Below are 15,952 nucleotides of genomic sequence, written 5' to 3'. Positions count from 1 at the left end.
CCGTACTGAACATATTATACATTATTTTCAGTATAGTTGAGCTTATTATTGACTAGAGTCATGCTCTTCTCTGAACACGGAGCAAGCCCAGTTCCTGGCCCCCGGCCAATGGGAGCGACTTGGATCGAGAATACCTGGCTGAGGAGATCGCATCTCAGAGAAGACAACGGCACCGGGAACCATCTGAATCGCTCACCTGTTGAAGATGATGAGTTTTTCCCAGATGGACAATGGGAGTGGATCCGCTGTCTGCAAACTGAGTTATCCTGCCGCCAGAATTGCCTCCAACAAGGGATCCGCCCCAAAACGCACCACATCCGTACAGGGCCGTCCGGTCTCGGCTTCCACCCGGCGGATCTGCTCTAGGGCTGCTTCTTCCTCCCAGCCGAAGGTATTGAGGGCAACCCCCACCACGGGCGCGGGGGCAAAGGCCCCGGCAGCCGCTGCCACCTGCTCATACAGCTCGATCACTTTGGACAAGGGTGGGATGGGCACGTAGTCCATCCCCTTGATGTAGGTTTGGCCGGCGCGGTGTACCAGGATGAGGTGGGTGGGCTGGGATCCGCGCAACAGAGGCAAGGTGGCCGTAGAGGCGGGGTTGAGCAGGGATCCCTGACCTTCCAGGTGCAGAATGTCGTGGTCAGAGCCATAGCGCATGATCAGTTGCTCCACCGCCCCACTGGCATAGTCCACCCGCACCGCATCCAAAGGGATCCCCTCGCCGCCGATCAGGATCCCGGTTTGCCCGGTGGCCAAAAAGCGGGAGCGCAGGCCCCGTCTCAGGCTGGCCCGGTGCAGCTCCAAGCTGGTGGACATTTTGCCCACGCTCATGTCGGTGCCCACCGTCAACACCCGTTTACAGGGCAGGGTGCGGGCCAGGGCTTTCCCCACCGACAGGTTGGGGGGCTCGCGGCGAATATCCCAGATCCAGGCCCCCGGCTGCAACCACTGCCGAAACTGGGGATCCTCGGCCAAAGGCGTGTGCAGCCCATTCACCAGAGATAGGCCAGCTCGCAGGGCCAGGCCCAACTCCTCCCGCCAGGCTGGCGGCAACTGCCCCCCTGAAGGGGCAATCCCAATCACCAGAACTTCAGGCCGGTAGGCCAGCGCCTCCTCCACCGAGGCCACGATGGGGATGTCTTTGGCTATTCCGGTCAGATGGGCCAGGGATCCCCCCGCCTGCTCCCGGTCGATCACCGCCACCACCGGGAAAGAGCCGTAGCGCAGCAGCCCCAGCCCCGTTTTCCCATGCTCCCCCAGCAATCCCCCGTGGAGCAGGATGGCCACGCGACTTTCGCTGGACAGGGATTCCGGCCTTCCCATTATTCCTCCCGCAGCTCTACCCCCAAGCCCGGTCGGTCGGTGGGGAGCAGGCAGCCCTCCTGCAGGATGGCCCCGGCAAAGGGATCGTCGATGAGGTTGAGGTGGCTATCCAAGTCCAGGTAATCCACCAGGGGAGCCAAGTGGGCTGCCGCTGTATTCCCCAGAGCTGTGTTGCTGTAGCAGCCCAACATCACCTGTAGGCCGTGGGCTTTGGCGGTGTGGATCATGCGCCAGGCTTCGCTGAGGCCTCCGCACTTCATCAGCTTAATGTTGATCCCGTGGACGCGATCCACCAGAGGGGGGATATCGCGGCTGTCCATACAGCTCTCATCCACAAAAATGGGCAGCTTCGACTCGTGCCAGAGGGTGATCAGCTTCGCTTCCTGCCCCCTCTCCAAAGGCTGCTCCAGGTAGCTCACCCCTTGCCCCGCCAGCCAGTTGCTCATGCTCAGGGTTTGCTCCACCGTCCAAGCGCCGTTGGCATCCACTGTAATCAGGGATCCCAGCGGGATCACCTCTTGTACGGCAATCAGCATGTTCTGATCCGCCATCAGTCCTGAGCCGCTGCCCAGCTTGATCTTAAAGGCCCGCGCTTGGGTCTGTTCCATCCAGGCCAAGGCGCGCTGGCGGGCCGCCTGCGGGGTGGAGATGCCGATCGTCATCGTCGTGGGCGGAATGCGGGAGCGATCCAGCCCCCACAACTGCCACAGGGGCCTCCCCAGCCGTTTGCCCATCCAATCGTGCAGGGCCATATCCACCGCTGCCCGCGCTGCCGAAGGGATCCCGGCCCGCAGCAGTTCTGCCTCGATTGGCTGTCGCTCCCAGGGGGAATGGCGGCGCAGGATCCCTTTGGCCACGTCCAAGCCCATCAGGATGTCGTCCAGAGACTGGTGGTAGTCGTCGCTCACCGAAAAAGGGCAAGCCTCTCCCCACCCTTCAACTCCCTCCTCCTCAATTCGCACCCAAGCCAAGGTTGTATCGCTGTGGGTACCTCGGCTGATGGTCAAGGCGTAGCGCTTGTGAACGGTGAAAGGTTCGACGTAGAGCCGCATGGGCATCTCCAGAAGAGGAAGCTTGGAGGGGCAATTGGGCCTGGGCCGCCCCTTTGAGCTTAGCTTGGTTCCCAGCCCAGCCTGCCCCCGTCCCCAAGCCCAGAAAACAAGTTATCCCTTGCCCCGTCCGCCGTCTATGGTGGGATCCAGATCCACCGTTCTCCATACCCTTGCCACCATGAATACCGCCGAACTGCTGGTTCGCTGCCTGGAAAATGAGGGGGTGCAGTACATCTTCGGCGTTCCTGGCGAAGAAAACCTGGAAGTCCTGCAAGCCCTGCGCCGCTCCTCAATTCGCTTTATCACCACCCGCCACGAACAGGGGGCCGCCTTCATGGCCGATGTCTATGGCCGGCTGACGGGCAGAGCGGGGGTGTGTCTCTCCACCTTGGGGCCGGGCGCCACCAACCTGATGACCGGAGTTGCCGATGCCAACCTGGATGGAGCACCCCTGGTGGCCATCACCGGCCAAGTCGGCACCGACCGCATGCACATCGAATCCCATCAATACCTGGATTTGGTGGCCATGTTTGCCCCCGTCACCAAGTGGAATGCCCAGATCGTGCGCCCCAGCATCACCCCGGAGATCGTGCGCAAGGCTTTCAAATTGGCCCAAACCGAGAAGCCCGGGGCCGTCCACATCGACTTGCCGGAAAACATCGCCGCCATGGAAGCCAGCGGCACTCCCTTGAGGAGAGATCGCCTGGACAAAACCTACGCCTCCTATCAAAGCCTGAACGAAGCGGCGTCCCTGATCTCCCGCGCCCGCAACCCCTTGATTTTGGCCGGCAATGGGGCCATTCGCGCCCAAGCCAGCAGCGCCCTCACGGAATTTGCCACCCGCTTGAACATCCCCGTGGTCAACACCTTCATGGGCAAAGGAGTGATCCCCTACACCCACCCCTTGTCCTTGTGGGCCGTTGGCCTACAGCAGCGGGATCTGGTCAGTTGTGGTTTCGACCGAACCGATCTGTTGATCGCCGTCGGCTACGACCTCATCGAGTACTCTCCCAAGAAATGGAACCCCGACGGCACCATCCCCATCGTTCACATCGCTGCCCTGCCCGCAGAAATCGACAGCAGCTACATTCCGCAAGTGGAGGTGGTGGGAGACATTTCCGACTCCCTGATGGAGATCCTGCGCCGCTGCGATCGCACGGGCAAGCCGGATCCCTATGGCCTCAGCCTGCGGCAGAACATCGTCCGCGAGTACACCTGCTATGCCCAGGATCAGAGCTACCCGATCAAGCCCCAAAAGCTGATCTACGACCTGCGCCAAGTCCTGGAACCCGAAGACATCGTCATCTCCGATGTCGGCGCCCACAAGATGTGGATGGCCCGCCTCTACCACTGTGACAAACCCAACACCTGTCTCATCTCCAACGGCTTTGCCGCCATGGGCATCGCCATTCCGGGGGCCTTGGCCGCCAAATTGGTGCATCCCGACCGGCGCATCGTGGCCGTAACCGGAGATGGAGGGTTCATAATGAACTGCCAAGAGCTGGAAACTGCCCTCAGGGTGGGCACTCCCTTTGTAACTCTCATCTTCAACGATGGCGGCTATGGGCTGATCGAGTGGAAGCAACACAACCAGTATGGCGAGGCTGCTTTCGTCAAGTTCGGCAATCCAGACTTCGTCAAGCTGGCGGAGAGCATGGGCCTCAAGGGCTACCGTGTCGAAAAGGCTGCCGAGCTGATCCCCATCCTGAAGCAGGCCCTCGAGCAGCCGGTGCCCACCCTCATCGACTGCCCTGTCGATTACAGCGAAAACCTTTACCTAACCCAGCGGTCGCAAGCGTTGGTCTGCGAGACTTAGGGGGTGAGGTGGATAGGAATGCGAGATTTGAGCCGAGTTGGGGCATAGTAAGCCCAGGGTTGGCGGCCTCTGGGCAGTCCAGACTTATGTATCTTTACCGTTGACCCTTAGCAGCCGAGTGCAGTGAAATAGAGGCATTGTGGGTGACCCGCCAGCATGAACGATCTTCCTCCCCCTCCTTTTACCTCGCGCCGTGCCGGTGCTGCCAGCAAAGCTCTGGCCATCGCCAACGTCAGCATTACCCCCTTTGGCCGCAAGTTAAAGGAGCTGGGCTTTGCCGACGATAAGCAGATCCAGGACATCCAAAACGCCCTCAAAGCGGATCGAGAGGGCAACAGCAAGGCCCTGGCTCTGGTGGTCAAGGATATCGTGGGCAAAGAGATCACCCCTGACCTGGAGCGGGCTTACAAACGGCAGCAGCTCTTTGAACTGAAAATCATCTACGGGATCCCCTCCCTGGATGTCGACCTGGAGCCGGTGGAGATCTCCGAGATGATTGGGCTGATCGACTCGATCTTGCCCCTCGACATCTGCAACCGCTACAAATTCTTGCCCATTCGCCGTCGAGACAATCAGGTGACGGTGGCGATGGTCAAGCCAGACAACCTGCAGGCACTGGACGACATTCAACGGCGCTTCCGCATCCAGGGGCTGAAGCTGCAGCGGCGGGTCTTCACCCAGCGGGATTTCGAGACCCTGATCAACCGCTACATGGATGCGCAGGCGGAGCTGCTGGCCATCAAGGGGATCAACGACGCGGCTGCTGCCCAACAGGCGGCTGCTGCCCAACAGGAAGAAGAGGTGGTGGTCAACACTGCCGAAATCGATCTGGATGCTATTGAGGATGTGGCTGCCGATGAGGCCGGCGAGGGATCCCTGGAGCAGCAGGTCAAATCGGCAGATGATGCCCCGATTATTAAACTGTCCAACCAGATCCTGGTCAAGGCCCTGCAGGATGGGGCGTCCGACATCCACATCGAGCCACAAGAAGAATACCTGCGCATCCGCTTCCGCAAAGATGGGGTGTTGCGGCAGGCTTTTGAAAACTTTCCCAAGAAGATCGTCCCCGCCCTCACTGCCCGCTTTAAAATCATCTCCAACCTGAATATTGCCGAGCGGCGCATGCCCCAGGATGGGCGGATTCGGCGGGTCTTCAAGGGGCGCAAGGTGGACTTCCGGGTCAGCACCCTGCCCTCCCGCTATGGGGAAAAGATCGTGCTGCGGGTTCTGGACAACTCCGCCACCCAACTGGGGCTGGACAAGCTGATCACCGACCCAGAGACCTTGGAAAGCTTCAAGGAGATTGTCAGGCGACCCTTTGGCCTAATCTTGGTGACCGGGCCAACGGGATCCGGGAAAACCACCACCCTCTACTCGGCCCTGGCGGAGGTGAACGACCCGGGCATCAACATCAGCACCGCCGAGGATCCCATTGAATACTCGCTGCCGGGGATCACTCAGGTGCAGGTGATCCGAGAAAAGGGCATGGACTTTGCCATGATCCTGCGGGCCTTCTTGCGGCAAGACCCGGATGTCATCCTGGTGGGGGAAACCCGCGACCACGAGACGGCCAAAACCGCCATCGAAGCCTCCCTCACGGGCCACTTGGTGTTGACCACGCTGCACACCAACGATGCCCCTGGCGCCATTGCCCGTCTGACGGAGATGGGGATCGAGCCATTTATGATCTCCAGCTCGTTGCTGGGGGTGCTGGCTCAGCGCTTGATGCGCCGAGTGTGTACCGAATGTCGGATCCCCTACCACCCCACGCCGGAGGAGCTGGCCCGCTATGGCCTTACCCTCAGTGGCGACGGCGAGCAGCTCACCTTTTACAAAGCCAACAAGCTCTCCCCCAAAGAAGTGGAGCAGCGCAAGGCCACCGGCAAGCCCATCTGCGAGAAGTGTGGGGGCGTGGGCTACAAAGGTCGGGTAGGGGTGTACGAGTTCATGCGCATGAACGACCGCCTTGCGGACTTGATCAACAAAGAGGCCCCCACGGAGGTGATCAAAGAAGCGGCGGTGGAAAGTGGCATGAAAACCCTGCTGGCCTACAGTTTGATGCTGGTGAAGCAGGGCCTCACCACGCTGGAGGAGGTGGATCGGGTGACCCTCACCGACAAGGGTCTGGAAAGCGAGCTGAAGGCCCGTGCCAAGGCTCTCAGCACCTGCCGCAACTGTGGCGCGGCCTTGCATGTGGACTGGATGGACTGCCCCTATTGCCTGACCCCGAAGTTTTAGGAAGTCGGCTTGGCACTTGACGATGTTGGGGTGCCGACTATAACAGTCCTATACAGTTGCCTTTCTCACATGGCTTTGGCCGGCGGCTCTTTTGATAGACAGTTCTACTCGCCTTTGGAGAACCCAACCCTATGCCCCAACTGATGATCGAAGACCTCATGGAAGCAATCGTCCAAAAGGGCGGTTCCGACATTCATATCTCGGCGGGTTTGCCCCCCTACTTCCGCATCAATGGTCACCTTGAGCCGACAGAGCATGAGCCTCTCTCGGCAGAGGAGGTGCAGCGGTTGATCTTCAGCATGCTGAACAACAACCAGCGCAAGCAGCTGGAGCAAAACTGGGAATTGGACTGCTCCTATGGGGTGCGGGGGATCGGGCGCTTCCGCGTGAACGTCTACCGCGATCGCGGCACCTATGCTTGCGCCATGCGGGCCCTGGCTTCTGAGATCCCCAACATCGACAAGCTGGGCCTGCCGGATGTGTGTAAGGAAGCAGCTCGCCTGCCGCGGGGCTTGGTGCTGGTAACCGGCCCAACGGGATCTGGCAAATCGACTACGCTGGCCTCCATGATCGACATGATCAACCGCGAACGGGCCGAGCACATCCTCACCATCGAGGATCCCATTGAGTATATCTACACCCCCATTCGCAGCATCATCCACCAGCGGCAACTGGGGGAAGACACCAAGAGTTTTGCCAATGCCCTGCGGGCAGCGATGCGGGAGGATCCGGATGTGATCCTGATTGGGGAGATGCGGGATCTGGAGACCATCCAGTTGGCCATTACCGCCGCCGAGACGGGCCACCTCTGCTTTGCCACGGTACACACCAGTTCTGCCGCCCAGACGGTGGATCGCTTGGTGGATGTGTTTCCGCCCGAGCAGCAGCAGCAGATTCGCGTGCAGCTCTCCAACTCCCTCAAGGCCGTCTTCTCCCAAACTCTGGCCCGCCGCCTCAATCCCAAGCCAGGAGAGCCTGGACGGGTGCTGGTGCAGGAAATCATGGTGGTAACGCCGGCCATTGCCAACCTGATTCGGGAGGGCAAAACTGCCCAGATCTACTCGGCTATCCAGACTGGGGGCAAGCAGGGCATGAAAACGTTGGAGCAAGATCTGGCTAACCTTTACCTACAGGGCAAGATCGACTTCGATACGGCCATGTCTAAGACCTCTCGCCCCGAGGAGTTGCAACGGCTTTTGGGCAACGTTACCGGGCCCTCGCCAGCCGCGGCTGCCCAGCAACAGCGGCCACCAGCAGTTGCCACCCGTCGCTAAACCTCGTTGCCACCAGGCAGTGCTGGGATCCCGGGGTGAGGGTTCATTGCCGATCTCTAGCCGCTGACTTGATTTGTGGCTAAGCTCTAGCTGAGAGATTGTTGATCTGCCCAAGGTTTGGGCTGACTTCTCTTTTGCACCTGCGAAACATTTAAAGCCATTTCGTTATTTAGAGCGATCTAGCCGGGGGTACAGCCATGCCGCGCTACAAGGTTCGGGGGTTAAAGGCCGGTCAGCCGGTACGCCTGACGGTGGTGGCCAACAGCTTGACCGAAGTTCGTGCACGGCTGCGCCGAGACGGGATTTTTGCCAAACAGGAAGACATTCAGGAAGAAAAGCCCTTTTTCTCCTTGGAGACGTCTTTCGATTTGTCGATGCTGGGATCCATCGACATTCGCGACAAGGCAGTGTTCTCCCGGCAATTTGCTGCCTTGATCAACGCCGGCGTGTCGATGGTGCGCTCTCTCACCATCATGGAGGAGCAAACCGGCAACCCCAAACTCAAAAAGTACCTGCGGGCTATCCGAGCGGAGGTGGAGGCGGGGAAAAACCTCTCCGACTCCATCCGCCCTTATCCCGACGCCTTCGACGGCCTCTACTGCAGCATGGTGCAGGCGGGGGAGGTGGGCGGCGTGCTGGACGAAGTGCTCAACCGCCTGGCCAAGCTGCTGGAGGACATGGATCGCCTGCAGAAGCAGATCAAGTCAGCCATGACCTACCCGGTGGTGGTGACGATCTTGGCTGTCTTGATTTTCTTGGGCATGGTGCTGTTCATCTTGCCCACGTTTGAGAGCATCTACAACGACTTGGGTGGGGAGCTGCCCGGCTTTACCCAGTTTTTCATCAACATCAGCAAGTTCCTGCGCACGCCCCAGTACAGCTTGGGGCTGGTGGGCTTTCTAGGGGCCGTCTATTTTGCTTTCCGGCGCTTTTACCGCACCCCTGCCGGCAAGGAGACCATCGACGCGCTGGCCCTCAAGCTCCCTACCTTCGGGGATCTGATCCAGAAGTCGGCGGTGGCTCGCTTCTGCCGCACCTTTGGCGCTCTCACCCGCTCCGGGGTGCCGGTGCTGACTTCCTTGGAAATTGTGCGCGACACCTCCGGCAACCAGGTGGTGGCCAACGCCATTGACGCCGCCCGCCAATCCATCTCGGAGGGGGGGCAGATTGCCCCTGCCCTAGCTAAGGCCAAGGTGTTTCCCCTGATGGCCATTCAGATGATCAGCGTGGGGGAAGAGACGGGGGAGCTGGACGCGATGCTGATGAAGACGGCGGATTTCTACGAGCTGGAGGTGGAGGAGGCGGTACGCGCCCTCACCAGCCTGCTGGAGCCGTTGATGATCGTGATCCTGGGCGGTATGGTGGGCTGCATTATCGTGGCCATGTACCTGCCCATGTTCAACGTGTTCGAGTTGGTGAAGTAGTGGATTGGGCTGACCCTTGAACCCCCAGGGCGGCCAGGGCACAGGGTAGGAGCAACGGAGGAAAGGGATCCCATGCTGAGGCGATGGTTGGCGGCCCTGGTGGTGTTTTTGGGGGTAGGGCTGGCGGTTCTGCTTTCCGAACAGCCGACGGGATCCCTGGCGGGACGGGTGGAGCTGCCGGCAGGGGTAGCTCTGGAGAGCGTCCGGGTGATCGCCGCCGGCCCGGCCACGCGCAGCGCCAGCTTGACCGCAGATGGCGAATATCGCTTGGATCGATTGCCTGTTGGGGAATACCAGGTGACGGTGCAGGGATCCGGCCTGGAAACGGTGGGCAGCCAGGGATCCGTTCTGGTGCGGGAGGGGGCAACGGTTCGGATCCCCACCTTGCGCCCTCAGCTTGTCCCCCCCGGTCTCTATCTCTACAGCACCAGCCAGGTGTTTACGACCGCAGAACCGGCGCGGCTGCAGTGGCGGGCCACCAGCCTGGGCTCGGTGCAGCTCAGCCTCTATCGCTTTTCCCTGACAGAGCTGCAGGGATCCCCTCTCTTGCGGGATTTGGCGGATGCTGGCTATGGCTCCCTGGATCCGGCTCTGTATCCCACCCTGCGGCGGGAGCTTGTGCGCAGTTGGCAGCAGCCGGTGCCACGACGAGCGGGAGAGGGGTGGACAGCCCAAACCTTGGAGCTGGGGATCCTGCCGCCGGGGGCCTACTGGGTGGAGGCGGAGGGCCGGGAGCCGCTGAATGCGGCTGCACCCTTGCCCCGTTCCGACCATTGGTTTTTGGTGAGCGATCTCGGCCTGATCCAGAAGCAGGATGCCAGCCAGTTGGTGGTGCAGGCGGTGCACCTGCGGGAGCTGCGTCCCCTGGCCGGGATCCAGATCCAAGTTTTCGGGGAGTGGGGGGATCCCCTGACGGCCACCACCGATGCAGAGGGGCTGGCCCGCTTTGGCCTGCCGGCGAGAGAGGGTTCTTCCCTGGTGGTCTATGGCCGCAGTGCCGACAGCACATTACAGGCTTTGTCCCGCAGCTATGCCTATGGCTGGAACCAGCCCCACCGGATCTACGCCTACACCGATCGTCCCCTCTACCGCCCTGGCCAAACCGTCTATTTCCGCGCCCTGGTGCGAGAGCAAACCCGCCTCACGCCGCCCCCCCCAGGACAAGCAGTGCAACTGACCCTTACGGCCCCCAACGGGGATGTGTTGAGCGAACAAACCCTGGCCACCAATGCTTTTGGCAGTGTCCATGGGGAGTTTCAACTGCCAGAAGAAGCGTCCCTGGGCAGCTACGGCCTGGAGTGGCAGGTGTCAGGGCCGCAGGGATCCAGCGGCGAATACACCTCTTTTCAGGTGGAAGCCTACCGCAAGCCGGAGTTTGAGGTGGCGGTGGTGCCCGACCGACCTTGGCTGGTGCGGGGGGGATCCCTGAAGGTGCAGGTGGAGGCCGAGTATCTTTTCGGCGCGCCGGTGGCCGCTGCCCAGCTCCGCTACCGAGTTTACAGCAGCCCCGACTGGAGCCTGCGCTATGGGCTGTTGCCCCGTTCTGCCGAGGAAGACTATTTCGCCGACGACCTGGGAGAGGAGCAGGGCTACTACGGCGGCTACGGCCAGTTGGTGGCGGAAGGGGAAGGGGTGACGGATGCCCAAGGGCGGGCGGAGTTTCGCCTGGATCGCCTGCTGCAGGATCTCAACTGGGAAGAAGACAGCTACTGGGGCCCCCAAGAGGTGCAGCAGTTGCGCATCGAGGTGGAAGTGACCGATATCAGCCGCCGGACGGTAACAGGATCGGCGCGGGCCTGGGTCACGGCTGGCGAATTTGCTCTGTTTGCGGAAGTGAACCGCCACCTGCCCGCTCCGGGGGATACCCTCACCTACCGGCTGCAAGCCCGCGATTACGATGGCCGCCCCGTCAGCGCCACCGGAGAGCTGAGCCTGGAGCGCTGGCGCTGGGATCCCAAGAGCAACACCTACCAACGGCAAGGTACCCTGCTGCGGCAGCCTTTTCAGATTGTCAACGGGGAAGGCAGCCTCGACCTCCACCTGCCCGCCGACCTGGAGCCGGGAGACTACCGGGTGCGGTTGACGGCATGGGATCCCCGCCGTCAAAGTGCTCCGCACCGCTGGCGCGAACGGGTGCAGGAGGTGGACTATCTCTGGGTGGTGGAGCCGGGCAGCCCCCTACAAAGTTGGGGATCCCTGCCCAGCCTGGAAGTGGTGGCGGATCGGCAGATCTACCAGGTGGGGGAAGAGGCCCAGATCCTGATAGTCTCGCCGCTGCCGGATGTGGCGGTGCTGGTGGGCATTGAGGGATCCCGGCTGCACCAGGTGCAGGTGCTGCGTCTCCAGGGGCATACGGCCACGCTGCGGCTGCCCATCCGCGGCGACTATCGTCCCAATCTCTACGTCACTGCCACTGCCATCGGCCCAGAGCGGCGGCTGTACCGAAGCGAGGCCCTGCTGCGGGTCTCCCCCTTGGATCGCTTTTTGCAGGTGGAGCTGCAAACCGATAAACCCACCTATCGACCGGGCGAGACCGCCCAAATCCAAATCCGCACCCGCGATGCCCAAGGGCAGCCGGTGAGCGCCGAGGTGGGCCTAGGGATTGTGGACAATGCCCTCTACCTATTGCGACCCGACTTCACCCTGGATATTCGCCGCTTCTTCTATGGGCGCCAGTACAACCAAGTTACCACCACTACCTCTTTCCCTCAGCAATATCCCGGCGGTGCTGACAAGCTGGCCGGCCAAGTGCGGGAGGACTTTCGCGATACCGCCGCCTGGTTCCCGGATCTGGTCACCAATGCCGATGGCCTGGCTCAGGTGCAGGTGCGCTGGCCCGACAACCTGACCACCTGGCGCTTGACCGCCCGCGCCGCCACTGCCGACACCCAGGTGGGATCCGCTCTTGCCACAGTCTCGGTTAGCAAAGACCTGTTGGTGCGCTTGGCCGCTCCCCGCTTTTTCCGGGTGGGGGATCAGCTCACCTTGGCGGCCATTGTGCAAAACCGCACGGGTCAAGCCCAAGCGGTGGAGGTGCGGCTGGAAGTTCCTGTTCCTGCCGGTGGGATCTTGAAATTGCAAGGCCCGGAACGACAACGCCTCACCGTGCCGGCCCAAGGAGCGGGGCGGGTGGAATGGCCTCTCCAGGTTCTGGGGGCCGGAGATACCTCTCTGCGGGTTTGGGCGGAAGGGAATGGGCTGAAAGATGCGTTGCAACTGCGGATCCCCAGCCAGCCTTTCGGCGCTGTGCAACGGTTCTCCCAGGTGGGTCGGGTGCAGGAGGGCAGCCTTGACTTATCGCTGGATTGGCCCGCCACCTGGGTGCCGGGATCCCGGCAGCTTCACCTGGAACTGGCCGCTAGCCCGGCAGCAACCCTGCTGGAGCCGCTGGATTACCTGGTGGAGTTCCCCTACGGCTGCACCGAGCAAACCCTGAGTCGCTTCTTGCCCGCCCTAGCCGTCACCCAAGTCAGCAAGCAGTTGGGCTTGAACCTGCGCTCGCAAACCCTGGAGCGGCTGCCCCAGGTGCTTCGATCGGGCTTGCAGCGACTGGAGGGATCCCAGAACTTCGATGGGGGCTGGGGCTGGTGGGCCCATGACCGGAGCAACCCCTATCTGACCGGATACATCCTGCAGGGGTATCACCTTGCCCAAGCTGCTGGCTATGCCCTCAAAGAGTGGCGGGTGCGGCAGGCCTTGGACTATCTGGCCGCTCAGGACTATCTGGCCGCTCAACTGGCCCAGCCACAAGCCCTCTCCCCGGATCTACAGGCTTTTGTCGCCTACAGCCTGGCCCTCTGGGATCCCGCCTTGGTGACTGCCGACCTGCCGCCGCCGGAGCGGCTCTCCACCTTTGGCCTGGCCTACCGAGGGCTGGCCGCCCTGCAACTGGGCCAGAGGGATCTTGCCCAGGCAGCCCTGGATGAGGTTCTGGAGCGGCGGCAACAGGATCCCCAAGGGCGCTGGTTTATCCCGGCTGCTCCAACTCGTGCGACCCAAGAGCGCTCCACCTACGACGACATGGAGGTGGCCGGCCCCCTACTGCAATTGGCCGTTCGGCTGCAGGATGACCGGGCTGCCCAGATTGCCGATGCCCTTCTCCAACAGCGGCAAAACAACCGCTGGCGCACCACCAAAGCCACCGCCGATGCTCTCCTCGGCCTGTCCGCCTACTACCAGGCCCAGCAGCAGCAGCTTCCCGGCCCCGGCGAGGTGCGGGTGTTGGATGGGACAACCGGATCCCTTCTCGGTCGCTGGCAGGCCGGCGCTGGGGATCCCCGCTATGGGCTGGATTGGGCTGACGCAGAAGTGGGGAACCTGAGCAGCCTGCGCCTGGAAAAGTCCGGCCCCGGCCCCCTTTACTACAGCTTGAGGGGAGAAGCCTTCGTCCCCAACCCTCTGCCCTCTCAAGCCCAAGGCTTTGCGGTGAGCCGCAGCTACTTCCGCCTACAGCCCCAGCCCCAACCCAACGGGGAGATCCGCTACCGAGAGCAGCCGCTGCGCCCTGGCGACACAGTAAGGGCCGGAGAAATCCTCCTGGCCCGGTTGACGGTGGAAGCCGAGCGGGACAGCCACTACGTGGTGGTCGAGGATCCCCTGCCCAGCGGCGCCGAGATCACCTCCCAGGATCCGCGAGAGTTCACCGGCTTGGCCCCAGACTACTGGTGGGACTGGTTTTGGACCCGCCAAGAGAATCGGGATGACCGCGTGGCCTTTTTCAGCACCGAGCTCAAGCAGGGTCGCCATGAGTTTGTCTATCTCTTCCGTCCGGAGATCCCCGGCCAATTCCAGGTGGCTCCTGCTTTGGCAGAAGAAATGTACGACCCCAGCCGCTATGGCCGCAGCGCCGCTTACTCCCTCGAAGTTCTCCCTTGAATGCCTCGAACCTGCCCACTTGGCCAGAAACGAAGTAACCAGTTGCGTCAGTGTGGCCCAAGGGCTGACGCAATGAGCAGCTGCGCATGGCTGGGCCGCCCCCAAAGCACCTGCTCCTGTTTGTAAACGACCATGCCGGGCGGGGATCCCTTGGGTTTGAACACCAGTTTCGGGCGGGTATAGACCACCGGCACCTGTTCGCTGAGGCGACCGCGGCTGAAATGGGCCGCCAAATCAGCAGCCGCCTGCAGATCTTCGCTTTCTGCTACAGCCCCGGGGGGCAAGCGCAGCAGCACATGACTGCCGGGGATCTCTTGGGCATGAAACCACCAATCGTGTTCCTGAGCCACGCGAAAGGTGAGCTGATCATTTTGCAGGTTGTTGCGCCCCACCCAAATGGAGAAGCCACTGGGGCTGGTAAAGCGGTGGGGGTTGAAGGTTGCCGGTGAGGCATGTTTTGAGCTCGCCCGCAGAGACTCTGTCCCGCTGTTGCGAGTGGGACTCTCCAAGTAGCGCTGTTGAATCAGCTCGGTCTCAATTTCCTTGAGGGTGGTTAAGTCTTGGGGATCCCGATAGGTGTCTAGCTGCTGTAGAGACGCTTCCACCTGCTCGAGGTAGAGGATCTCTTGGCCGAGCGCCTCTTGTAAAGGTCGGAGGGCATCCTGGGCCCGTTTTTGTTTGCGGTGCTTGCGGTAGTAGGCTTGGGCATTGAGAATAGCATTTTTCTCAGGGTCGAGAGGGATCTTGACCGTCTGGCCGCTGGCAAAATCCGGCAGCTCGATGTGGTGCAGCCCTGGCCGCCAAAGGTGGAGGTGCGCCATCAACAAGTCGGCAGCTCGTTTGGAGACTTCCGCCTGGGTAGAGTCGGCCAGCATCGCCTCAAATTGCTCTCGCCGCTGATAGAGCTTTTTCAGCAGGGTGGATACCCTTTGCAGCAGACGGTGGCGCTCTCGCTCAAACTGTTCGCGGTTAAGCTGAGCCTGGTAGTAGCCTTCCAGAAGTTGGTGCAGATTGAGTCGAGAAGGTTGTTGCAGGGACTCCGTCCCGCTAACGGGAACGGCACCGCTTGCCCAGCCGAGAACGGTGTATCCCTGGGGAGTGGGAGCTGGGTCAAACTGGCCGGTTTCCAGACGGGTTAACCAGTCTTGCCACCTGGCAAACAGCGCCTGCCAATCCTGGGCAGAGAGGTGATCGCTGGGGGTTTGCGGCGGGATCCCAGCCTGATGACACATCGCTTCCACCAAATGCCGACTGAGGCCGCGATAACAGCGCAACAGCCGTTGGCCGATGGGGCCAGGGATCAGGGCGACGCGCTCTTGCCACCAGGAAAAGGGCTCGGATCGCTGCGGGATCGGGTCGGTTAGGGCCGGAGGAGCCTCGTAGGGCAGGCCCGGCTGTACCGGACGGATCCGCGATTGGCGCTCGCTCACCCCATGACCACTGGCCAAAATCATGCCCGCCTCGTCCACCAAAATGGCATTGCTGTGCTTGCCCATCACCTCCAGGTAGAGATGGCGATAAGGGGGATCCCCGGGCCGAGGGGCAAAGCGCAAGTCAATCACCCGTTCCCAATCCTCCAGCAGAGCCAGCTCCGTCAGAGCCAAACCCTTCAGGTGCCGTTGGAGGAACTGGCTAAATTGAAAGCCATCCGGCTCTTTGGGAGGAGGCTGACAGAGGTGGAGACGGGCCGCCTGAGGATGCCAGCACAACAGCAAGCAGGGGCGGGCAGTGAGGGTGCGCAAGCCAATGACCACCGTCCACAGATCGGTCTGTTGGATCCATTCCACGCGGGCAGGCAACACTGGATCCCGACCTGTCTTAGCCTGGGTTAGATCGGCGAGCACAGCACGCAGGGTGGTTAAATCAACCGGCTGCATCCCTGTTGCTGATACATTTACGCTGAACACTGCTGAACATCACTGTTCAACTATGCAGCGATAGCATTCTGTT

At 61.6% G+C, this 15,952-nt stretch carries 8 protein-coding genes; 5 read left to right on the top strand and 3 right to left on the bottom strand.

What is annotated here, in order from left to right; translation table 11 throughout:
• Positions 1-261: 261 nt before the first annotated feature.
• Positions 262-1,323, bottom strand: coding sequence for a DUF1611 domain-containing protein (locus tag NW839_RS04825; protein WP_414352156.1), 1,062 nt, complete (start codon positions 1,321-1,323; stop codon positions 262-264).
• Positions 1,323-2,375, bottom strand: coding sequence for a dipeptide epimerase (locus NW839_RS04820; protein ID WP_414352157.1), 1,053 nt, complete (start codon positions 2,373-2,375; stop codon positions 1,323-1,325). Before NW839_RS04820 ends, NW839_RS04825 begins: the two co-directional genes overlap by 1 nt.
• A 178-nt stretch (positions 2,376-2,553) precedes the next feature.
• Here NW839_RS04820 and NW839_RS04815 point away from each other — a divergent pair, with 178 nt between their 5' ends.
• From NW839_RS04815 to NW839_RS04795, 5 genes are all read left to right on the top strand, one after another.
• Entirely contained in the window at positions 2,554-4,191 is a 1,638-nt protein-coding gene (locus NW839_RS04815) for an acetolactate synthase large subunit (protein WP_414352163.1), read from the top strand.
• 156 nt (positions 4,192-4,347) lie between these two features.
• The gene (locus tag NW839_RS04810) at positions 4,348-6,429 is read left to right on the top strand and encodes a GspE/PulE family protein (protein WP_414352158.1); all 2,082 of its coding nucleotides are present in this window, start codon (positions 4,348-4,350) and stop codon (positions 6,427-6,429) included.
• Between the two features lie 131 nt (positions 6,430-6,560).
• Positions 6,561-7,703 (top strand): type IV pilus twitching motility protein PilT, encoded by a 1,143-nt coding sequence (locus NW839_RS04805; protein ID WP_414352159.1) that lies wholly within the window; start codon positions 6,561-6,563, stop codon positions 7,701-7,703.
• Positions 7,704-7,900: 197 nt separating this feature from the next.
• On the top strand, positions 7,901-9,127 hold the full coding sequence (locus NW839_RS04800) for a type II secretion system F family protein (RefSeq protein ID WP_414352160.1): 1,227 nt from the start codon (positions 7,901-7,903) through the stop codon (positions 9,125-9,127).
• Positions 9,128-9,199: 72 nt separating this feature from the next.
• On the top strand, positions 9,200-14,002 hold the full coding sequence (locus NW839_RS04795) for an alpha-2-macroglobulin family protein (RefSeq protein ID WP_414352161.1): 4,803 nt from the start codon (positions 9,200-9,202) through the stop codon (positions 14,000-14,002).
• 47 nt (positions 14,003-14,049) lie between these two features.
• On the opposite strand, the gene NW839_RS04790 is transcribed toward NW839_RS04795, so the two are convergent.
• A complete protein-coding gene (locus NW839_RS04790) occupies positions 14,050-15,879 on the bottom strand; it encodes an NFACT family protein (protein ID WP_414352162.1) in 1,830 nt (609 codons plus the stop codon).
• Positions 15,880-15,952: the final 73 nt, after the last annotated feature.

Origin of the sequence: Synechococcus sp. R5-15 (assembly GCF_047462035.1) — a bacterium.
Taxonomy (GTDB): Bacteria; Cyanobacteriota; Cyanobacteriia; order Thermostichales; family Thermostichaceae; genus Thermostichus.
The sequence above is the reverse complement of the archived record's forward strand: the minus strand, read 5'-3'. Positions and strand labels throughout refer to the sequence as shown.